22 protein-coding genes are annotated in these 21409 nt (G+C 57.9%); 15 read left to right on the forward strand and 7 right to left on the reverse strand.

What is annotated here, in order from left to right; genetic code table 11:
• Positions 1 to 4: 4 nt before the first annotated feature.
• The 7 genes from cheY (at position 5) to bglB (ending at position 7912) form a co-directional block, all read left to right on the forward strand.
• On the forward strand, positions 5 to 394 hold the full coding sequence (gene cheY, locus SOM48_RS18735; protein ID WP_023480048.1) for a chemotaxis response regulator CheY: 390 nt from the start codon (positions 5 to 7) through the stop codon (positions 392 to 394).
• Between the two features lie 11 nt (positions 395 to 405).
• Positions 406 to 1050 carry a protein phosphatase CheZ gene (cheZ, locus tag SOM48_RS18740; RefSeq protein WP_054803260.1) on the forward strand — a complete coding sequence of 215 codons (645 nt, stop codon included), beginning with the start codon at positions 406 to 408 and terminating at the stop codon, positions 1048 to 1050.
• 210 nt (positions 1051 to 1260) lie between these two features.
• Complete coding sequence (gene flhB / locus SOM48_RS18745) at positions 1261 to 2412, forward strand: flagellar biosynthesis protein FlhB (RefSeq protein WP_076770066.1); 1152 nt, start codon at positions 1261 to 1263, stop codon at positions 2410 to 2412.
• A complete protein-coding gene (gene flhA, locus SOM48_RS18750) occupies positions 2405 to 4483 on the forward strand; it encodes a flagellar biosynthesis protein FlhA (RefSeq protein WP_076770065.1) in 2079 nt (692 codons plus the stop codon). The genes flhB and flhA overlap by 8 nt, the downstream gene beginning before the upstream one ends.
• Complete coding sequence (flhE, locus tag SOM48_RS18755; protein ID WP_076770064.1) at positions 4483 to 4896, forward strand: flagellar protein FlhE; 414 nt, start codon at positions 4483 to 4485, stop codon at positions 4894 to 4896. The genes flhA and flhE overlap by 1 nt, the downstream gene beginning before the upstream one ends.
• 291 nt (positions 4897 to 5187) lie before the next feature.
• Positions 5188 to 6762, forward strand: coding sequence for an MFS transporter (locus SOM48_RS18760; RefSeq protein ID WP_200133662.1), 1575 nt, complete (start codon positions 5188 to 5190; stop codon positions 6760 to 6762).
• A gap of 10 nt (positions 6763 to 6772) precedes the next feature.
• Positions 6773 to 7912, forward strand: a complete 1140-nt coding sequence (bglB, locus tag SOM48_RS18765) for a beta-galactosidase BglB (protein ID WP_320512751.1) — start codon at positions 6773 to 6775, stop codon at positions 7910 to 7912.
• A 138-nt stretch (positions 7913 to 8050) separates the two neighbouring features.
• Here bglB and argS read toward each other — a convergent pair whose 3' ends face one another.
• Positions 8051 to 9784 (reverse strand): arginine--tRNA ligase, encoded by a 1734-nt coding sequence (argS, locus tag SOM48_RS18770; RefSeq protein WP_313277072.1) that lies wholly within the window; start codon positions 9782 to 9784, stop codon positions 8051 to 8053.
• 145 nt (positions 9785 to 9929) lie between these two features.
• Between argS and SOM48_RS18775 the strand changes: the two genes are divergently transcribed.
• Together SOM48_RS18775 and cutC are read left to right on the forward strand one after the other, a co-directional pair.
• The gene (locus tag SOM48_RS18775; RefSeq protein WP_054803262.1) at positions 9930 to 10490 is read left to right on the forward strand and encodes a VOC family protein; all 561 of its coding nucleotides are present in this window, start codon (positions 9930 to 9932) and stop codon (positions 10488 to 10490) included.
• Between the two features lie 51 nt (positions 10491 to 10541).
• On the forward strand, positions 10542 to 11285 hold the full coding sequence (gene cutC / locus SOM48_RS18780; protein ID WP_320512752.1) for a copper homeostasis protein CutC: 744 nt from the start codon (positions 10542 to 10544) through the stop codon (positions 11283 to 11285).
• An 82-nt stretch (positions 11286 to 11367) separates the two neighbouring features.
• Here the strand turns inward: cutC and cmoB are convergent, their stop codons facing one another.
• The 5 genes from cmoB to SOM48_RS18805 are packed head-to-tail and all read right to left on the reverse strand — an operon-like array spanning position 11368 to position 14945.
• Positions 11368 to 12339, reverse strand: a complete 972-nt coding sequence (gene cmoB, locus SOM48_RS18785) for a tRNA 5-methoxyuridine(34)/uridine 5-oxyacetic acid(34) synthase CmoB (RefSeq protein WP_289746120.1) — start codon at positions 12337 to 12339, stop codon at positions 11368 to 11370.
• The gene (gene cmoA, locus SOM48_RS18790) at positions 12336 to 13076 is read right to left on the reverse strand and encodes a carboxy-S-adenosyl-L-methionine synthase CmoA (RefSeq protein ID WP_128482730.1); all 741 of its coding nucleotides are present in this window, start codon (positions 13074 to 13076) and stop codon (positions 12336 to 12338) included. Before cmoA ends, cmoB begins: the two co-directional genes overlap by 4 nt.
• 39 nt (positions 13077 to 13115) lie before the next feature.
• On the reverse strand, positions 13116 to 13511 hold the full coding sequence (locus SOM48_RS18795; protein WP_054803264.1) for an MAPEG family protein: 396 nt from the start codon (positions 13509 to 13511) through the stop codon (positions 13116 to 13118).
• 52 nt (positions 13512 to 13563) lie between these two features.
• Positions 13564 to 14382 carry a DUF72 domain-containing protein gene (locus tag SOM48_RS18800; protein ID WP_312203607.1) on the reverse strand — a complete coding sequence of 273 codons (819 nt, stop codon included), beginning with the start codon at positions 14380 to 14382 and terminating at the stop codon, positions 13564 to 13566.
• Positions 14379 to 14945 (reverse strand): hydrolase, encoded by a 567-nt coding sequence (locus SOM48_RS18805; protein WP_289746126.1) that lies wholly within the window; start codon positions 14943 to 14945, stop codon positions 14379 to 14381. The genes SOM48_RS18800 and SOM48_RS18805 overlap by 4 nt, the downstream gene beginning before the upstream one ends.
• Before the next feature lie 267 nt (positions 14946 to 15212).
• Between SOM48_RS18805 and aspS the strand changes: the two genes are divergently transcribed.
• The 4 genes from aspS (at position 15213) to ruvC (ending at position 18873) form a co-directional block, all read left to right on the forward strand.
• A complete protein-coding gene (aspS, locus tag SOM48_RS18810) occupies positions 15213 to 16991 on the forward strand; it encodes an aspartate--tRNA ligase (protein ID WP_139965907.1) in 1779 nt (592 codons plus the stop codon).
• A 1-nt stretch (position 16992) separates the two neighbouring features.
• Positions 16993 to 17436 carry a dihydroneopterin triphosphate diphosphatase gene (gene nudB / locus SOM48_RS18815; protein ID WP_042714264.1) on the forward strand — a complete coding sequence of 148 codons (444 nt, stop codon included), beginning with the start codon at positions 16993 to 16995 and terminating at the stop codon, positions 17434 to 17436.
• Positions 17437 to 17463: 27 nt separating this feature from the next.
• The gene (locus SOM48_RS18820; protein ID WP_023480072.1) at positions 17464 to 18204 is read left to right on the forward strand and encodes a YebC/PmpR family DNA-binding transcriptional regulator; all 741 of its coding nucleotides are present in this window, start codon (positions 17464 to 17466) and stop codon (positions 18202 to 18204) included.
• 147 nt (positions 18205 to 18351) lie between these two features.
• A complete protein-coding gene (gene ruvC / locus SOM48_RS18825) occupies positions 18352 to 18873 on the forward strand; it encodes a crossover junction endodeoxyribonuclease RuvC (RefSeq protein ID WP_023480016.1) in 522 nt (173 codons plus the stop codon).
• Positions 18874 to 18897: 24 nt separating this feature from the next.
• Here the strand turns inward: ruvC and SOM48_RS18830 are convergent, their stop codons facing one another.
• Positions 18898 to 19719, reverse strand: coding sequence for a helix-turn-helix transcriptional regulator (locus SOM48_RS18830; protein ID WP_320512753.1), 822 nt, complete (start codon positions 19717 to 19719; stop codon positions 18898 to 18900).
• A 93-nt stretch (positions 19720 to 19812) separates the two neighbouring features.
• Between SOM48_RS18830 and SOM48_RS18835 the strand changes: the two genes are divergently transcribed.
• Complete coding sequence (locus SOM48_RS18835; protein ID WP_320512754.1) at positions 19813 to 20694, forward strand: SDR family oxidoreductase; 882 nt, start codon at positions 19813 to 19815, stop codon at positions 20692 to 20694.
• A gap of 100 nt (positions 20695 to 20794) precedes the next feature.
• Positions 20795 to 21406: a Holliday junction branch migration protein RuvA gene (gene ruvA, locus SOM48_RS18840; RefSeq protein WP_023480105.1), complete on the forward strand. Its 612-nt coding sequence runs from the start codon at positions 20795 to 20797 to the stop codon at positions 21404 to 21406.
• Positions 21407 to 21409: the final 3 nt, after the last annotated feature.

Consider the following 21409-nt stretch of genomic DNA (forward strand, 5'->3'; position numbering starts at 1 on the left):
TTATATGGCGGACAAAGAGCTCAGATTTCTGGTTGTGGACGACTTTTCCACTATGCGTCGAATTGTGCGCAACCTGTTAAAAGAGCTGGGATTCAACAACGTCGAAGAAGCTGAAGACGGCGTTGATGCGCTCAATAAACTCCAGGCCGGTGGTTTTGGTTTCGTCATCTCTGACTGGAACATGCCAAACATGGACGGTCTGGAACTGCTTAAAACCATTCGTGCAGACAGCAACATGGCCTCTATGCCGGTGCTGATGGTCACGGCCGAAGCGAAAAAAGAGAACATCATTGCTGCAGCGCAGGCGGGTGCAAGCGGCTATGTGGTGAAACCATTCACGGCGGCAACCCTCGAAGAGAAGCTTGGCAAGATCTTCGAGAAACTTGGCATGTGAGGACTGGACAAATGATGCAACCTTCAATTAAACCCACGGAAGAGCATTCACCCAGCGAGATCATTGCCCGCATTGGTAGCCTGACGCGCATGCTGCGCGACAGCCTGCGCGAACTGGGTCTTGACCAGGCGATTGCTGAAGCAGCGGAAGCAATTCCGGATGCCCGTGACCGTCTCGACTATGTGGTGCAGATGACCGCCCAGGCGGCAGAGCGCGCGCTGAACAGCGTTGAAGCCTCACAGCCGCACCAGGATGAGATGGAAAAAGGCTCGAAAGCGCTGACCAAACGCTGGGATGAGTGGTTTGAAAACCCGATCGAGCTGACCGATGCCCGTGAACTGGTTACCGACACGCGTCAGTTCCTCGCGGAAGTGCCGGGTCACACCAGCTTTACCAATGCCCAACTGCTCGACATCATGATGGCGCAGGATTTCCAGGATCTGACCGGTCAGGTTATCAAGCGCATGATGGATGTTATCCAGGAGATTGAGCGCCAGCTGTTGATGGTGCTGCTGGAGAACATGCCGGAGCAGTCCGCGCGTCCGAAACGTGAAAACGACAGCCTGCTCAATGGCCCACAACTCGACGTGACCAAAGCGGGTGTTGTGGCAAGCCAGGATCAGGTGGACGATCTGCTGGATAGCCTCGGCTTCTGATTTCGCATCAGACGTGGCGTTAAAAGCGGGAAGGGGAGAGCCTTCCCGCTGTTTCAAAAACAGACGTACTCATCCCCCCTTTACGTGGCCTGCGCGTGAATCATTCCTGCCCAAAAGGCGAAAACCCCCTCTTTTTATGCCTTACTCCGCCCATTAGACCCGCTTGACTCTGGCAATATGACGTCACACCTGTAACCCCGGACGTTGAACGTGGCCTCTGAAGATAACGACGACAAAACAGAATCGCCCACCGCGCAACGGTTGCAAAAAGCGCGTGAAGAGGGGCAGATCCCGCGATCCAAAGAGCTGACCTCGGTGCTCATTATGCTGGTCGGCGTCTGCATCCTCTGGTTTGGCGGCGCGTCGTTTGGTCAACGTCTCACCATGGTGCTCTCTTCCGGGTTACGTTTCGATCACAAGATTATTAGCGACCAGAACCTGATCCTCGGCCAAATCATCATCATGCTGAAGACGGCGCTGATCGGCATGCTGCCGCTGCTGGTCGGCGTGGTGATTATCGCGCTGGTGGCACCGGTAATGCTGGGTGGGCTGGTGTTCAGCACCAAAACGCTGGCGTTTAAGTTCTCCAAACTTAACCCGATTAGTGGCATTGGACGTCTCTTCTCTGCCCAGGTCGGCGCAGAGCTGGTTAAAGCGTTGATGAAAGCCCTGCTGATGGGCGGTGTTGCTGGCCTGTTTCTCTGGCATCACTGGCCTGACATGATGCGCCTGATGAGCGAATCGCCGCTGACGGCGATGGCCAGCGCCATGAACCTTGCCGGGCTCTGCGCGCTGCTGGTTTCGCTGAGCATCATCCCGATGGTTGGCTTCGACGTTTTCTGGCAGATCTACAGCCACCTGAAAAAATTGCGCATGTCACGCCAGGATATTCGCGACGAATTTAAACAGAGCGAAGGCGACCCTCATGTGAAGGGGCGTATTCGCCAGATGCAGCGCTCCGCCGCCCGCCGTCGCATGATGGCGGACGTGCCGAAAGCGGATGTGATTGTCACTAACCCGACGCACTACTCCGTGGCGCTGCAGTATGACGAGAACAAAATGAGCGCGCCGAAAGTGGTCGCCAAAGGCGCGGGTGCCGTGGCGCTGCGTATTCGTGAGCTGGGCACTGAAAACCGCGTGCCGATCCTTGAAGCACCGCCGCTGGCGCGTGCGCTCTATCGTCACGCTGAAATTGGTCAGCAAATCCCGGGCCAGCTCTATGCGGCAGTTGCCGAAGTGCTGGCGTGGGTATGGCAGTTGAAACGCTGGCGTCTGTCCGGCGGACAACGACCTGTTAAACCTGAGAATCTCCCGGTGCCAGAGGCGCTGGACTTTTTGAAAGAGAAGGACACTGATGGCTAATCTGGTGGCAATACTGCGTCTGCCGAACAATTGGAAATCGACCCAGTGGCAAGTGCTCGCCGGGCCGGTGCTCATATTGCTTATTTTGTCGATGATGGTGCTGCCGTTGCCGGCGTTTGTCCTCGACCTGCTGTTTACCTTTAACATTGCGCTGTCGATCATGGTGCTGCTGGTGGCAATGTTCACCCAGCGCACGCTCGAATTCGCCGCGTTCCCGACCATTCTGCTGTTCACCACGCTGTTGCGTCTGGCACTGAACGTCGCCTCCACCCGTATCATCCTGATGGAAGGGCATACCGGCGGCGCGGCGGCAGGTCGCGTGGTGGAAGCGTTTGGACACTTCCTCGTTGGCGGTAACTTCGCCATCGGTATCGTGGTCTTTATCATCCTCGTGATCATCAACTTTATGGTTATCACCAAGGGTGCGGGGCGTATCGCTGAAGTAGGTGCGCGTTTCGTACTGGACGGGATGCCGGGTAAACAGATGGCGATCGACGCCGACCTTAACGCCGGGATTATCGGCGAAGAAGAGGCCAAGCGTCGTCGTAGCGAAGTGACCCAGGAGGCGGATTTCTACGGCTCCATGGACGGTGCGAGTAAATTCGTGCGTGGTGATGCCGTCGCCGGGATTTTGATCATGGTGATCAACGTCATCGGCGGCCTGATGGTCGGTGTGATCCAGCATGGTATGTCGATGGGCGATGCGGGCTCAACCTACACCTTGCTGACCATCGGTGATGGCCTGGTTGCGCAGATCCCGGCACTGGTGATCTCTACCGCTGCGGGCGTTATCGTGACCCGCGTCAGCACCGATCAGGACGTTGGCCAGCAGATGGTGGGCCAGCTCTTCAGCAACCCGCGCGTCATGATGCTGAGCGCCGGCGTACTCGGTCTGCTCGGCATGGTGCCGGGCATGCCAAACTTTGTCTTCCTTCTCTTTACCGCCGCGCTGCTGGGGCTTGCCTGGTGGCTGCGTGGCAAAGAGGAGAAAGCGCCGCTGGACGCCGCGCCGGTGAAATTGCCAGAGAATACCCAGGCGGTGGAAGCCACCTGGAGCGATGTGCAGCTGGAAGATAACCTCGGGATGGAAGTGGGCTACCGCCTGATCCCGATGGTCGATTTCCAGCAGGATGGCGAACTGCTTGGGCGTATTCGCAGTATTCGTAAGAAATTTGCGCAGGATATGGGCTTCCTGCCGCCGGTGGTGCATATCCGCGACAATATGGATCTGCCGCCTGCGCGCTACCGTATTTTGATGAAAGGCGTAGAAATTGGCAGCGGCGAAGCCTATCCGGGGCGCTGGCTGGCGATTAACCCTGGCACGGCGGCAGGCTCGCTGCCGGGCGAAGCGACCGTCGATCCGGCCTTTGGCCTCGCGGCAATCTGGATTGAGAGCGCCCTGAAAGAGCAGGCGCAGATCCAGGGCTTTACCGTCGTGGAAGCGAGTACAGTGGTCGCGACCCACCTTAACCACCTGATTGGGCAGTACGCGCCTGAGCTGTTTGGCCGTCAGGAAGCGCAGCAGCTGCTTGATCGCGTCAGCCAGGAGATGCCGAAGCTGACTGAAGATCTGGTCCCGGGCGTGGTGACGCTGACGACGCTGCATAAAGTGCTGCAAAACCTGCTGGCAGAGCGCGTGCCGATCCGTGATATGCGCACCATTCTGGAAACGCTGGCCGAGCATGCACCGCTGCAAAACGATCCGCACGAACTCACCGCCGTGGTGCGTGTGGCACTGGGCCGCGCCATTACCCAGCAGTGGTTCCCAGGCACTGGTGAAGTGCAGGTGATTGGTCTCGATACCCCGCTGGAGCGCCTGTTGTTACAAGCCCTGCAGGGCGGTGGCGGCCTCGAGCCGGGTCTGGCGGATCGTCTGCTGGAGCAGACTCAGGAAGCGCTCTCCCGCCAGGAGATGCTCGGCGCGCCGCCGGTGCTGCTGGTCAACCATGCTCTGCGCCCGCTGCTGGCCCGCTTCCTGCGCCGCAGCCTGCCCCAGCTGGTGGTGCTGTCGAATATGGAGATGTCCGACAACCGCAGCATTCGCATGACCGCGACCATCGGAGGCAAATAATGCGCAAACTCGCTTTACTGCTTTTCACACTGCCGATGCTGGCGCACGCCATGGGTGAGGGAACCTGGCAGGCGAGCAGTATCGGCATCACGCTCGCCAACCGTGGCGTGGTTGCCTCCTCATCGCAGCTCGGCCCCACCGAGCCGGTTAGCGGGCTGATGACCGATGTCTCCTGGCGTTACGAGCTGAATGGCCCGACGCCTGCTGGTCTGATTGTGCGCCTCTGTTCACAGGCGCGCTGCGTTGCGCTGGATGGGCAGAGTGGCACTACCCGCGCGTTTAATGGTGTCCCGGCGCTTGAGCCGCTGCGCTATGTCTGGGAAGTGCCGGGCGGCGGGCGCTTATGGCCAGCGCTGACGGTGCGCAGCAACCAGGTTATCGTCAACTATCGCCGCCCTCCGGCGCAGCCCTGAGCTGTAAACTCAATCAGTTAGCTCAATTTTCTACCGACAATCCCGCCGTTCGCGCGGGATTTTGCTATCTGCCCCGCAATTTTGACCTCTCCTTTTGATGCAAAAGAAACGCTGTTTTATAAATCAGTGAAGCGAGTATTGGCACTCTTTGCATTTTTGCCAGATGGCGCATGTTGATGGCAGAAACAGAAAGGTTTCCCCTTGCGCATCCCCTTACTTTAGCCGTGTAAGAAATTCCTTTGACTCAGCCGGATCGTCAAAGGTCCCCCAAAATGAACAGGGTTGACGGCAATGAAAACACAAAAAATTGGACTGGCTAATTACCTTGCCTACGGGTCGGGCGATTTTCTGGGTGCAGGTACGACGGCGCTTACCGCCGCATGGTTACTCTACTTCTACACCACCTTTTGCGGCCTGACGCCGATTGAAGCGACCTTTATCTTCGCCGCCGCAAGGGTGCTGGATGCGGTGGTCAGCCCGCTGATGGGCTTCCTCACCGATAACTTTGGCTCGACGCGCTTAGGCAAGCGCTTTGGTCGGCGTAAATTCTTTATTCTGCTCGGTATTCCCTGCGTATTTAGCTACTCAATCATGTGGGTAGGGGATATGAGCTTCTGGTATTACCTGCTTACCTATCTGTTGTTTGACGTGGTCTACACCATGATCCTGGTGCCGTATGAGACGCTGGTGCCGGAGATGACCGATGATTTTAAACAGAAAACCAAATTCTCCGGTGCGCGCATCTCTATGGCGCAAATGTCGGCGATCCTCGCCTCGTTCCTGCCTGGCGTGCTGCTGACGCACTTTGGTAAAGACAACGCCGTCTCCTTCTTCTATGCCAGCCTGGTCTTCTCGGTGCTGTGCGCCATTATGCTGACCTTTGTCTGGATCTTTACCTGGGAGCGCCCGCGTGAAGAGTGGACAGAAGCGGCGCTGCGTGCTGAAGAGGAGAAGAAGAGTTTGACGCTCGGGCAGAGCCTGCGCCGGCTGGTGGTGGAACTGAGCTCGACGCTGCGCATTAAGATTTTTCGCCAGCATCTTGGCATGTATCTCGGCGGCTATATCGCCCAGGATGTGTTTAACGCCGTCTTCACCTACTACGTGGTGTTTGTGCTGATGCAGGAGGCGTCATTAGCCTCGAACCTGCTCGGTACGATGGCGATTTTCCAGTTCATTGCGGTGATCGCCATGATCCCGCTCTGCATCCGCTTCGGACCGGCTCCCTCCTACCGCATGGTGGTGGTGCTGTTTGGCCTCAGTGCCGTCTCCTATGCGGTGCTCTATTACGCCGGCTTAAGCGATGTCTACTCGCTGCTACTGCTGATCTCTGCCGTGGCGGGTCTGGGACGCGGGGGCATCAACTATGTGCCATGGAATACCTACACCTATATTGCCGATATTGATGAAGTCGTGACCGGCCAGCGCCGCGAGGGGATCTTCGCCGGGATCATGACCCTGACCCGTAAAGCCTCGCAGGCGGGGGCAGTGATGCTGGTGGGCATTGTGATGCAGGCCTCCGGTTTTGTCTCCGGGCAGAAAACCCAGTTGCCGGAAGTGAGCCACACCATTTTGATGGTTATGTGTTTCGGCACTGTCGCCGTGCTCTGCTGCGGTTTCCTCGTCTCCCTGCGCTTTAAGCTCAACCTGAAAACCCACAGCGTGCTGCGTGCAGAGACGGCAAAAATGCGCCAGAACGGCCGCGCAATGCCGGAGAACATCACGCCAGAGGCGCGTGAAACGGTCGAGATGCTGGCGGGGATGCCGTATGAATCCCTGTGGGGCAATAACAACATTGGTTTTCTGAATCGCAATAAACCGGCTGCGCCCACGCTGGAAGAGGCGCATCTGAAATCGACTTATAACTGAGGTTAATACTATGAAGGTTTGGCCTGTCAAACAGAGCCCGTTACTGCGTCAGCCAGAGCGTTTTATCGCCCGTGATGAACTGAAAGCGTTGATCCGCAAGGTGACGCACAATCTCGTCAACATTCACGATGATAGCGGCGAATTTTTACTCCGTCTCGACGATGGTCGTGTGATTGACACTAAAGGCTGGGCCGGATGGGAGTGGACGCACGGCGTCGGGCTGTATGGGATGTATCAGTATTATCGCCAGACCGGCGATGAAGATATTCTTGGCGTGATTGATAGCTGGTTTGCCGATCGCTTTGCCGAGGGGGCAACCACCAAAAACGTCAATACCATGGCGCCGTTCCTGACGCTGGCGTACCGCTATGAAGAGACGCGCAACCCGGCGTTTCTACCCTGGCTGGAGAGTTGGGCAGAGTGGGCGATGAGTGAGATGCCGCGCACCGATCACGGCGGCATGCAGCACATCACGCTGGCGGAAGAGAACCACCAGCAGATGTGGGACGACACTCTGATGATGACGGTGCTGCCGCTGGCGAAGATCGGCAAATTGCTCAACAAACCGGAGTATGTGGAAGAGGCGGTCTATCAGTTCCTGCTGCATGTGCAGAATCTGATGGATCGCGAAACGGGGCTGTGGTTCCACGGCTGGAACTACGAGGGGATGCACAACTTCGCAAAAGCGCGCTGGGCGCGTGGCAACAGCTGGCTGACAATCGTCATCCCTGATTTTCTCGAGCTGGTGGATCTGCCGGAAAACAACGCCGTGCGCCGTTATCTGGTGCAGGTGCTGAATGCGCAGATAGCGGCGCTGGCAAAATGTCAGCATCAGAGCGGGCTGTGGCATACGCTGCTGGACGATCCCGACTCCTATCTGGAAGCCTCCGCCACCGCCGGGATTGCCTATGGCATGCTGAAGGCGTTGCGCAAGCGTTATATCAGCACCGATTACGCGCCGGTCGCCGAGCGGGCGGTGAAGGCGATCGTCGAAAATATCTCACCAGAAGGGGAGTTGTTGCAGGTCTCATTCGGCACAGGAATGGGCAGCGATCTTGAGTTTTATCGCCAGATCCCATTAACCTCCATGCCCTATGGCCAGGCGATGGCGATGCTCTGTTTGACCGAGTATCTGCGCAAATATTTTTGAGTGTGATGAAAAAGAAAACCCCGGCAAGCCGGGGTTTTTTATTGGGGAGGTATTCCGGGCATCATTGCCTGATGGCGCTTCGCTTATCAGGCCTACGGGTTACGCGGCCTGAATGATGGCGCAGCCGCCATCCGGCAATTACATACGCTCGACGGTTTCGATGCCCAGCGTCTCCAGACCCAGCTTCAGGGTTTTCGACGTCAGCAGCGCCAGCTTCAGGCGGCTGAGGCGAATCTCATCGCTTTCGGCGGTGAGGATCGGGCAGTGCTCGTAAAAGCCGGAGAAGAGACCAGCGACATCGTAGAGATAAGCGCACATCACGTGCGGCGTGCCTTCACGGGCAACCACGCTCAGGGTCTCTTCAAACTGCAGCAGACGCGCGGCCAGCTGCGCTTCACGCTCTTCGCGGATCGCGACCTGCGCGTTTTCCAGCACCTGCTCTTCAATGCCCGCTTTGCGGAACACCGACAGCACGCGGGTGTAGGCGTACTGCATATACGGCGCGGTGTTACCCTCAAACGCCAGCATATTGTCCCAGTCGAAGACGTAATCGGTGGTGCGGTTTTTCGACAGATCGGCATATTTCACCGCGCCAATACCGACCGCATTCGCCAGCTTCTCCAGCTCGTCCGCCGGCATCTCCGGGTTCTTCTCCGCCACCAGGCGACGGGCGCGCTCCAGCGCTTCGTCCAGCAGATCGGAGAGTTTCACCGTCCCGCCCGCGCGGGTTTTGAACGGCTTGCCATCTTTGCCCAGCATCATGCCGAACATGTGGTGCTCCAGCGGCACCGACTCCGGCACATAGCCCGCTTTACGCACGATGGTCCACGCCTGCATCAGATGTTGGTGCTGACGGGAGTCGATGTAGTAGAGCACGCGATCGGCATGCAGGGTTTCATAACGGTACTTGGCGCAGGCGATATCCGTGGTGGTGTAGAGGTAGCCGCCATCCTTCTTCTGGATGATGACGCCCATCGGCTCGCCTTCTTTATTTTTGTATTCGTCGAGGAAGACCACGGTGGCGCCTTCGCTCTCGACCGCCAGCCCTTTGGCTTTCAGATCGGCGACGATGCCCGGCAGCATCGGGTTGTAGAGGCTTTCACCCATCACATCTTTACGTGTCAGGGTAACGTTCAGGCGCTCATAGGCCTGCTGGTTCTGGCTCATGGTGATATCGACCAGCTTGCGCCACATTTCGCGGCAATACTCATCGCCACCCTGCAGCTTAACCACGTAGCTGCGCGCGCGCTCAGCAAAGGCGGCATCTTCGTCGTAGTGTTTTTTCGCTTCGCGGTAGAACCCTTCCAGGTCCGCCAGCGCCATTTCACCCGCGTTCTCCTGCTGCTTGAGTTCGAGGAAGGCGATCAGCATGCCGAACTGGGTGCCCCAGTCGCCGACATGGTTCGCGCGAATCACGTTGTGACCGAGGAACTCAAGGGTGCGCACGGCGGCGTCGCCAATGATGGTGGAGCGCAGGTGGCCAACGTGCATCTCTTTCGCCACGTTCGGCGCGGAGTAATCCACCACGATGGTTTGCGGCTGCGGAACAGAGACCCCAAGGCGATCGGATTTCAGGGCCCGATCAACGTTTTCAGCGAGAAACTCCGGCGCGAGGAAGATATTGATAAAACCAGGACCGGCGATCTCTACTTTGTGGGCGATGCCGTCGAGGGAGAGGTGAGTCAGAACTTGCTCAGCGAGTTGTCGCGGGGCCATACCCAGTTTTTTGGCAACTGCCATCACGCCGTTAGCCTGATAGTCGCCGAACTGAACTTTTGCTGACTGCCGGACCTGCGCTTCGCACTCTGCGGGGGCGCCTGCCGCAATCATGGCCTGACTGACTTTTTCTGAGAGAAGTGCCTGAATATTCACCGGGATACCTTACATTTGCGACGCCGCGAAAGAGGGCGGCGTCCGGGTGTTTATGAAAGGCGGGAGTATACTGCAAATGCCCGGTGGCGTCAGCACCGCATAACACGGTAGATTATGCGCTTTGTTATGAGTTGCGAGCACTGTTATGCGCCATTGGCAAACTATCGAAGAGTTGCAGGATATCGTGGAAGATCTGCCGCGTTTTACCACGGATCTGCAAAATTTCACTTCCCGTCTTGGGCTGTCTATCGCACCCTTAGATGCCGACCATATCTCCCTGCGTTGCCATCAGAACGCCACGGCGGAGCGCTGGCGGCGCGGGTTTGAGCAGTGCGGCGAACTGCTGTCGGAAAATATCATTAATGGCCGCCCCATCTGCCTGTTTAAATTGTACGAACCGGTCTGCGTCGCTCACTGGCAGTTCAGCGTGGTGGAGCTGCCCTGGCCGGGTGAGAAGCGCTATCCCCATGAAGGGTGGGAGCACATTGAGATTGTCCTGCCGGGTGAGGTGGAAACGCTGAATGCCCGGGCGCTGGCGCTACTGGGCGATGAAGGGCTGAGCCAGCCTGGGATCGCGGTGAAAACCAGCGCGCCAAAAGGCGAGCGCGAGCGGCTGCCCAACCCGACGCTGGCGGTGACAGATGGTAAAGTAACGGTGAAGTTTCACCCGTGGAGCATTGAAGCTATCGTTGCCAGCGAGCAGTAAAGGCACGCGTGAGGCCACTCTGCGCGGGCGATAAGAGGAAAAGGAGACGTGATGACATTACTGGAGATCTGCTGTTACAGCGTTGAGGATGCGCTTATCGCCGAGCAGCACGGCGCCGACCGTATTGAGTTTTGCGCCGCACCGAAAGAGGGCGGGCTGACGCCATCGTTTGGCGCGTTGCAGGCGGTGCGTGAGGCGGTGACCATTCCCGTGCATCCCATTGTGCGCCCGCGCGGCGGCGATTTTTGCTATCGCGATGATGAGTTTCGCGTGCTGCTGGCAGATATCGAGCGGGTGCGCGAGCTTGGCTTTCCGGGCGTGGTGACCGGCGTGCTGAATGAGGACGGTGAAGTCGATGTGGCGAGAATGGCGCAGATAATGGGTGCCGCGCAGGGGATGGCGGTGACATTTCATCGCGCCTTCGATATGTGCGCCAATCCCCATCAGGCCATTGAAATATTGGCACAATCAGGCGTGGCGCGCATCCTGACGTCCGGGCAGCAGGCGACGGCGGAAAAAGGAGTTTCACTTATTACGGAACTAAATGCACTTCCCGGTGTTCCAATCATTATGGCTGGCGCAGGCGTGCGTCCTGACAACCTTGAACTGTTTCTTCGCGCCGGATTGAAAGAGGTGCATAGCTCGGCAGGACGCTGGACGGCGTCGCCGATGCGCTATCGCAATAGCGGATTATCGATGTCATCCGACGCGAGCGCTGATGAATATGCCCGCTACGGTGTCGACAAAGAGGCCGTCGCAGAGATGAAAGCGCTGATTGTTCACTACCGCCAGTAACCGTTTTTACCGCCGCATCATGTCGCCCAATGTGATGCTTGCTTGTACCAGGCCCCTGCCATTAACAGGGGCCTTTTTTTGTCTACGGTTTACGGGCAATGAGCACCGCGCGCAGCGGCGCTGGGTAGCCTTCCACCGTTTTTGTGCGATCGTTGGGGTCAAGGAAGTCGGCCAGCGATTCGGTCACCATCCACGGCGTGCGGCGCTGCTCATCGCAGCTTGTCACGTTGGCATCAACGATGCGCACATCGACAAAGCCACACTTCTCCAGCCAGTTTTTTAACGCCAGCGCGGAGGGGATAAAGTAGACGTTGCGCATCTGCGCGTAGCGGTCGCCCGGCACCAGCACGGTATTTTCGTCGCCTTCCACCACCAGTGTTTCCAGCACCAGCTCACCCTCTTTAACCAACTGATCTTTCAACTGCCACAGATGCTCCAGCGGTGAGCGGCGATGGTAGAGCACGCCCATGGAAAAGACCGTGTCAAAGGCGTTCAGCGCAGGCAACTGCTCAATGCCGAGCGGCAGGAGATGCGCGCGTCGATCGTCGCCTAGCAACTTGCGCACCGCTTCAAACTGGCAGAGGAAAAGCTGCGTCGGGTCGATACCGACCGCCAGCTGCGCGCCGGCGCCAATCATGCGCCACAGGTGATACCCGCTGCCGCAGCCGACATCCAGAATAGTGCGTCCGCGCAGGTCAGAAAGATGCGGCAGAACGCGATCCCACTTCCAGTCCGAGCGCCATTCGGTGTCGATATCAAGACCATAAAGGGAAAACGGCCCTTTACGCCACGGCATCAGGTTACGCAGCAGCGTCTCCATCCCCTTTAACTGCCCGGCGCTTAATGGTTCGGCGCTGCGCGCGGTGACGCCATTGACGAAGTCGATCGAGTCCGGCGTCAGGCTGGGCAGGAATTCTACGGCGTTATTCCACTGCTTGAACTGCCCGTGCAGGGTTTCGCGCTGCCAGGCGGCGATTTGCGCCGGTAAGGTCTCCAGCCAGTGGGCGAGGGGACCGGTGGCGATCTGCTGATAAAAACGGCCAAACTCGATCATGACTGCACCGCCTTCAGTGCCACCAGTGAACCGAAGTTAAAGCACTGGAACCACAATTCGCTGTGCTCAAAACCCGCGGTGCGCAGGCGCGCTTTGTGGGCTTCGACGGAGTCCGTCAGCATCACATTCTCCAGCATGCTGCGCTTCTGGCTAATCTCCAGCTCGCTGTAACCATTGGCGCGTTTGAAGTCATGGTGCATGTTGAACAGCAATTCGCCGACGGTGTGATCTTCAAAACTGAATTTCTCTGACAACACCAGTGCGCCGCCCGGGTTCAGCCCCTGGTAAACTTTTTGCAGCAGCTTCAGACGGTCGTCGGGTTCGAGAAATTGCAGGGTGAAGTTAAGCACCACCAGCGAGGCGTTGTTAATCTCGATATCGCGAATATCGCCCTCAATCACCTCAACCGGCGTCGGCGCTTTATAGGCGTCAATATGACGGCGGCAGCGTTCAACCATCGCAGGCGAGTTGTCGACGGCAATAATTTTGCAGTTTTCATGATGAATATTGCGGCGCACCGAGAGCGTGGCGGCGCCCAGCGAGCAGCCAAGATCGTAAACCTGCGTGCCGGGCTGCACAAAGCGCTCCGCCAGCATGCCGATCATCGAAATAATATTGGAGTAACCCGGAACGGAACGCTGGATCATATCCGGGAAGACTTCAGCTACCCGTTCATCGAAGGTCCAGTCGCCGAGGCGGGCGATAGGCGCGGAAAAAAGCGTGTCGCGGTGAGGCATAGTGTAAATATCCGGGAAAACAAAGGGGCGTATTGTGCGCTAACGCAGGGAGAAAACCAACTCCCAGGGCATATACCATACATTCGCCAGCACCATCAGCAGCAGGGAGCAGAGCGTTGCGCCCATCCCATAACGCCGCCAGTAGACCAGCCGGTGATGCAAACCGTAATAGTGCATCAGGCGGCCAACAATAAGCATGATGCCGCAGAGATGTACCATCCAGTTTTGCGCGCCGTTCATCTCCATAAACAGCAGCAGGATCAGCGCAACGGGAATGTACTCAACAGCGTTGCCGTGAATACGCATCGCGTTCTGCAACTCACTAAACCCGCCGTCGCCAAAGCTCACACGGTACTGCATACGCAGACGAATCACATCAGAAGCAAATTTAACCAGTAATAACGCACCCAGCACGGCATACAACGCGCTTACCATACAAACTCCCTTTAAGGTTACGGCGATGGCCCATCAATGATAGGTGCTGCGCTTAAAAAAGAGAAGATTGTAACGGCAGGGAGGGCGCCTCGCCGATGACCGGTAAAGCCGTGCGAAGATCCTGCCACAGCGTCTCGACCAGCTCGGGAGCCTGGGCGATATCGGGTGTGTGCAGAAACAGATAGGGCGTGGTGGTCTGCTCCCAGATTGGCAGCTTGTTTAACCAGACGGCGAAGAGTTCGCGGTTCTGCGCCATATCGTCACTGCCGATAAAACGCACCATTGGATGCGCGGCAGTGACCAGCGCGTGCACCGGCACTTTTGGCTTCTTGCGCTGGGCTTCGCGCACCGCTTCGCTGTGCGGTTTCGCGCTGTGCACCGGGCGGCTGTCGAGCATCACGCGATTTATTTTGCGGGCGTGCAGCCCCTGGTTAAGGGCTTTCTCCTCTTCGCCTTTTTCGAAGAAGGCGGGATGGCGCACTTCAACACCGTAAGTAAAGCCTGCGGGCAACGCATCAAGAAAAGCCCACAGCGCAGGGAGATCGCGCGGGCCAAAAGTCGCTGGCAGCTGGAGCCAGTACTGCCCAATCCTGCCCGCGAGCGGCGACATGCGGCTAAAAAATTCGTGGGTTAGATCATCACAGTTACGCAGCGCCGCCTGATGGGAGATGGTAGCGGGAAACTTAAAGCAGAAGCGGAAATCATCGCTGGTCTGGTCGTGCCAGCGCGCGACAATCTCCGCTTTCGGTAGCGCATAAAGCGTGGTGTTGCCCTCGACACAATTGAAGTGACGGGCATACTCCTCAAGGGAGGTGATCCCAAGGCGCACCCATTTCGGGTGCGACCACTGCGGCAGGCCGATATAGATCATAACGCGGCGATAATCTCCTCGCTGCTGCGCACGCGACCGATACGCGGGAAGATGTTTTTCATGCTGCCCTGATGCTGTTCGGCATCGGCGGCGCTGCAAGCATCTTCGGCGATCACCAGTGAAAAACCCATCTCCCAGGCGTTGCGGGCGGTGGATTCGACGCCGATATTGGTCGAAATGCCGCACAGTACGATGGTGTCGATACCGCGACGGCGCAGCTGCATTTCCAGATCGGTGCCATAAAAAGCGCCCCACTGGCGTTTTGTTACCTCAATATCGCTCGGCTGTTTGCCAAGCGCTGCCGGGTAATCCCACCAGTTTTCCGGCAGGCCGTGACCGCCCATCGCGGCATCCACCGGTTGTTTCAGCGCTTCGGCAAAATCCGCCGACCAGCCGACGCGCACCAGCACCACCGGTGCGCCGTTAGCACGAAACTTCTCGGCCAGCCGTGCCGAGCGCGTCACCACGTCCTGCGCAGTGTGAGGGCCGCCGGCAAAGGGCAGAATGCCTTCCTGAAGATCGATAACCACCAGTGCCGTTTTCGCCGTGTTGAGTTCCAGCATGTTCACTCCTGAAAAAATAATCGCATTGGGGCGTTACCTTACGCGCTCTTTCCGCGCGCCGGGTTTACAATTTTTGTTAAATTTTGTGAGAATGCGCAATAAGCGCGCAGCAAACGTGCGTACAGTCGGTAGCGGGCTTATCGTGGGTCATTATTTCCAGTATAATAGCCCCCTTTTTTCATCCAGATGTGACATACGAAAATAGCTGCCCCCAGCGCGCCTGCGCCGCAGGTGGTGGGTGATGCGCAGCTAATTAAGGGATATCTCATGCGTACAGTATATTGCGGGCAGCTCAATCAGTCCCATGTCGGACAGCAAGTAACGCTTTGTGGGTGGGTCAACCGCCGTCGTGACCTCGGTAGCCTTATCTTTATCGATATGCGCGATCGCGAAGGCATCGTGCAGGTGTTTTTCGACCCGGACCGTCAGGATGCGTTCCAGCTCGCCTCTGAACTGCGTAATGAGTTCTGCATTCAAATTACCGGTACTGTCCGCGCCCGCGAAGGCAAAAATGCCAACAAAGAGATGGCCACCGGTGAAGTGGAAGTTTTCGCCACCGAACTGACCATCATCAACCGCGCTGACGCGCTGCCGCTCGATTCTAACCACGTCAACACCGAAGAAGCGCGTCTGAAGTACCGCTACCTCGACCTGCGCCGCCCAGAGATGGCGCAGCGCCTGAAGACCCGTGCGAAAATCACCAGCTTCGTGCGCCGCTTTATGGATGACCACGGTTTCCTCGACATCGAAACGCCGATGCTGACCAAAGCGACACCGGAAGGCGCGCGCGATTACCTGGTGCCGAGCCGCGTGCATAAAGGCAAATTCTACGCGCTGCCGCAGTCCCCACAGCTTTTCAAACAGCTGCTGATGATGTCCGGCTTTGACCGTTACTACCAGATCGTCAAATGCTTCCGCGATGAAGATCTGCGCGCTGACCGTCAGCCGGAATTTACCCAGATCGATGTGGAAACCTCCTTTATGACCGCGCCACAGGTGCGTGAAGTGATGGAAGCGCTGGTTCGTCAGCTGTGGCAGGAAGTGAAAGGCGTCGATCTCGGTGAGTTCCCAATCATGACCTTTGCCGAAGCCGAGCGTCGTTACGGCTCCGATAAGCCGGATCTGCGTAACCCGATGGAGCTGGTGGACGTGGCTGACCTGCTGAAAGCGGTCGAGTTTAAAGTCTTCTCCGGCCCGGCCAACGATGCCAAAGGCCGCGTTGCCGCACTGCGTGTGCCGGGCGGCGCGCAGCTTAGCCGTAAGCAGATTGATGACTACGGCAAGTTCGTCGAAATTTACGGCGCGAAAGGGCTGGCCTACATCAAAGTTAACGAAGCGGCGAAAGGCCTTGAGGGCATCACCAGCCCGGTCGCGAAATTCCTCAACGCTGAGATCGTGAGCGAAATTCTGTCGCGCACCGGCGCGCAGGATGGCGACATGATCTTCTTCGGCGCTGACAGCAAGAAAGTGGTTGCCGATGCGCTGGGCGCGCTGCGTCTGAAGCTGGGTAAAGATCTGAGCCTGACCGACGAAAACAAATGGGCGCCGCTGTGGGTTATCGACTTCCCGATGTTTGAAGACGACGGCGAAGGCGGCCTGACGGCGATGCACCACCCGTTCACCGCGCCGCGCGACATGAGCCCGGCTGAGCTGAAAGCGGCACCGGAAACGGCGATCGCTAACGCCTACGATATGGTTATCAACGGCTACGAAGTGGGCGGCGGTTCCGTACGTATTCATAACGGCGAAATGCAGCAGACGGTGTTTGGCATTCTTGGTATCAATGAGCAGGAGCAGCGCGAGAAGTTTGGCTTCCTGCTCGACGCCCTGAAATACGGCACGCCGCCGCACGCGGGCCTGGCGTTTGGTCTCGACCGCCTGACCATGCTGCTGACCGGCACCGACAACATCCGTGACGTTATCGCGTTCCCGAAAACCACGGCTGCGGCCTGCCTGATGACCGAAGCGCCGAGCTTCGGCAACCCGACCGCGCTGGCGGAACTCGGTATCTCTGTTATCAAAAAAGAGACGCCGGAGAATAAATAAGATGTCCTTTAAGCATCCCGTTTCTGTGCTGGTGGTGATTTATGCCGAAGAGACAAAACGGGTGCTGATGTTGCAGCGACGCGACGATCCCGAGTTCTGGCAGTCGGTTACCGGCAGCCTGGAGCCGGGTGAAAGCGCGTTGCAGGCCGCCGCGCGCGAAGTCATGGAAGAGGTCAATATCGATGTCGGCGCAGCGCCGCATCGTCTGATTGACTGCCAGCGCACGGTGGAATTTGAAATTTTCAGTCATTTACGTCATCGCTACGCGCCGGGTGTAACTCACAACACCGAATCCTGGTTTTGTTTAGCGCTGCCCCACGAATGCCCGATTGTGTTTACCGAACATCTGGCATACCGCTGGCTCGATGCGCCCGCTGCGGCGGCATTGACCAAGTCGTGGAGCAACCGGCAGGCGATTGAAGAATTTGTTATTAACGCCGCCTGAACGGCGGTTTTTTCTGGAGAATTTTTTATGGCAGGTCACAGTAAATGGGCCAACACCAAACACCGCAAAGCGGCACAGGATGCCAAACGCGGTAAGATCTTCACCAAAATTATTCGTGAGCTGGTAACAGCAGCACGTCTGGGCGGCGGCGATATCGCTTCTAACCCGCGTCTGCGCGCGGCGGTAGATAAAGCGCTCTCCAACAACATGACCCGTGACACTCTGAACCGCGCCATCGCACGCGGCGTCGGCGGCGATGACGACGCGAACATGGAAACCATCATTTATGAAGGTTACGGCCCTGGCGGCACCGCGGTGATGGTCGAGTGTCTGAGTGACAACCGTAACCGTACCGTTGCTGAAGTGCGTCACGCCTTCAGCAAGTGCGGCGGTAACCTGGGTACCGACGGCTCCGTGGCCTACCTGTTCAGCAAGAAAGGGGTGATCTCTTTCGAAGCGGGCGACGAAGACACCATTATGGAAGCGGCACTGGAAGCGGGTGCTGAAGACGTTGTGACCTATGACGACGGCGCGATTGACGTTTACACCGCCTGGGAAGAGATGGGCGCCGTGCGCGATGCGCTGGAAGCTGCCGGTCTGAAAGCGGACAACGCTGAAGTGTCGATGATCCCATCGACCAAAGCAGATATGGATGCGGAAACCGCGCCGAAACTGCTGCGCCTGATCGATATGCTGGAAGATTGCGACGATGTGCAGGAGGTTTACCACAACGGTGAGATCTCCGACGAAGTGGCGGCAACCCTGTAATAGCTGGCAGCCCGCAGGGCGTGCTCGCCTCGCGCCCCGGTCACAAGGTTAATCTGTGTGGCCGGGAACGCACCGGGTAGCCGTCTTCCTGCGAACTGTTTGGGTGTTCGGCATCACCAGGATTATTGCGTTAAGCGGAGAGAAATAATGGCGATTATTCTCGGGATCGACCCGGGTTCACGTATCACCGGTTATGGTGTGATTCGCCAGACAGGCCGCCAGCTGACCTACCTTGGCAGCGGCTGCATCCGCACGAAAGTTGACGATCTGCCGTCGCGCCTGAAGCTGATTTACGCGGGCGTGTCGGAGATCATCACTCAGTTTCAGCCGGACTTTTTTGCTATCGAACAGGTGTTTATGGCGAAAAACGCCGACTCGGCGCTGAAACTTGGGCAGGCGCGCGGCGTAGCGATTGTCGCCGCCGTCAATCAGGACTTACCGGTCTTTGAGTATGCCGCCCGTCAGGTTAAGCAGACGGTGGTCGGCATTGGTAGCGCGGAGAAGAGCCAGGTGCAGCACATGGTGCGCACGCTGTTGAAACTCCCCGCTAACCCGCAGGCAGATGCCGCCGATGCGCTGGCGATTGCCATTACCCACTGTCATGTCAGCCAGAATGCGTTACAGGTGAGCAGCACAAGGCTCAACCTGGCACGCGGACGGTTACGTTAAAAAGCGCCGGTTGCGGCGCTTTTTTTATCGCTTCTGCTGTAACAGCAAGCGTATTTTATCCGCATCTTCCTCGCCCGAGGGGCTATAGACTACCAGCGTCAGATCGGGCTGTCCCTCAACGGAAAAACTGGAGTACTCCAGCGAGAGCCGACCTGCACTGGCGTGGAAAATCACTTTTGTGCCTTCGCCCATCACCTCGATATCATTGGTTTGCCACAGCCGGGCAAACTCCGGCGACGCCGCGCTCAATTCATCGACCAGCGGCTGGACTTCAAGTGACGCACCGGCCCGCGTCGTTTCTGCGCGAAACGCCGCGACCAGAAAGCGCGTCAGCCCCTGCCAGTCGGCCTGCGAAGCACGCGCCTGTGGGTTAAGAAAGATGCGGCGCAGGATATTGCGCTCCTGCGCGGGAAGGGTGGCGTAATCGGCCAGCACCGCCGTGGCGGCCCTGTTCCAGGCAAGCACATCCCAACTGGCATTGCGGATCATCGCCGGGCTGTAGGGCATACTCTCCAGCACTTTCTGTAACCGCCCGGACACCGCTGCTGCTGGCGCATACGCCACGCCCGGTGCTCGCCCCAGTGCCAGATGGAACACATACTCGCGCTCACGCCCGCTCAGGCAAAGCGCCTGGCAAATCCGCTCCAGTACCTCTTCTGAGGGCATCCCGCCGCGACCCTGTTCAAGCCAGGTGTACCAGGTGGCGCTGATACAGGCCAGATGTGCAACCTCTTCACGCCTCAGCGCTGGCGTGCGGCGGCGCGCGGTGTGAAAACCCAGTGTCTGCGGGTCGAGCTGCGCCCGGCGGGATTTCAGATAACTGCCCAGATCTTTTGCGCTCTGCATCCTGTTAGTCCTTATACCACGATAACGTCACTACTTTTCCCCATCGCGGATATTCAGCAGGATAGCGTCGCGAGTCAACATAAGGAGACACAGATGCATGTTTTTCTGACGGGCGCGACCGGATGGGTCGGCGCAAAAGTAGCAGAGGTGTTATTAGCCGCAGGCCATCAGGTGAGCGGCCTTGCGCGTAATGAGGAGAAAGCCCGGGCGTTTATCGCCGCAGGGGGAAAGGTGGTTTATGGCACGCTTGATGACAACCAGCTGCTATTTGATGCGGCGGCAAAGGCCGATGCGGTGATCCATACCGCGTTTAATCATGACTTCTCCCGCTTTGCAGAAAATTGCGCTCAGGATGAGCGCGCCATTACCGTGATGGGTGATGCGCTGCGCGGAAGTTTGCGTCCCTTATTGGTAACGTCCGGCCTTGCGCGGCTGGTAGCGGGACGCCCGGCGACAGAAGAGGACGCGCCCGCCAGCGGGCCGGATTACCTGCGCCGCTCAGAACAGGCCGCACTGGCGCTGGCGCAACAGGGTGTAAAGGCAGCCTGCGTGCGGCTGGCGCCAACGGTACATGGCGTGGGGGATCGTGGCTTTGTTCCTTTCCTGATTGCGCTCGCGAAACAGAGCGGGGTCTCTGCCTGGCAGGAGGACGGGAGCAACCGCTGGGCGACGGTACACCGCAATGACGCGGCAAATGTCTACCGGCTGGCGCTGGAAAGCGGTGTGACACAACCGGTGTATCATGCGGTGGCGGAAGAGGGTATCGCGATGCGTGAGATTGCCATCGCAATCGGCAAAATGCTCGGGGTGCCCGCAGAGCCGCGCGAGGCGTCGCATTTTGGCTGGTTTGCTGGCTTCGCCGGCATGGAGATGTCGGCCTCAAGTGAACAGACGCGCAGGACGCTGGGATGGCAACCTGCGGGGCGTGATTTATTAACCGATCTGCACGATACCGACTATTACGTGAATTCCTGAAGCGCGTTCGCGCTTTTTCCTTCATTATCGGCTGGATATCTATCCAGCCTTTTTTTATGATACAGCATTACTTTTTTAGCACTTAGCGCAGGAGCGTCACGTGATAGGCAGACTCAGAGGCATTATTGTCGAAAAACAACCCCCGCTGGTCCTGCTTGAGGTCGGTGGGGTAGGGTATGAAGTTCATATGCCGATGACCTGCTTCTACGAATTGCCGGATGCCGGCAAAGAGGCGACCGTCTTTACGCAGTTTGTGGTGCGCGAAGACGCGCAACTGCTGTACGGCTTTAACAACAAGCAGGAGCGCACCCTGTTCCGTGAGTTGATCAAAACCAACGGCGTTGGGCCGAAGCTGGCGCTGGCGATCCTCTCCGGCATGTCGGCGCAGCAGTTTGTGAATGCCGTTGAGCGTGAAGATCCCGCCGCACTGGTGAAACTGCCGGGCATTGGCAAGAAAACCGCTGAGCGCCTGATTGTCGAGATGAAAGACCGCTTTAAAGGGCTGCATGGCGATCTCTTTACTCCGGCGGCAGATTTGGTGCTGGCGTCGCCAGCAAGCCCCTCTACGGATGATGCGGAGCAAGAAGCCGTTGCCGCACTGGTGTCGCTGGGCTATAAACCGCAGGAAGCGAGCCGGATGATCAGCAAAATCGCGCGTCCGGACGCCAACAGTGAAACCCTGATCCGTGAAGCGCTGCGTGCGGCGTTGTGAGGT

Origin of the sequence: Kosakonia sp. CFBP8986, from assembly GCF_034044935.1 — a bacterium.
Classification (GTDB): Bacteria; Pseudomonadota; Gammaproteobacteria; order Enterobacterales; family Enterobacteriaceae; genus Kosakonia; species Kosakonia cowanii.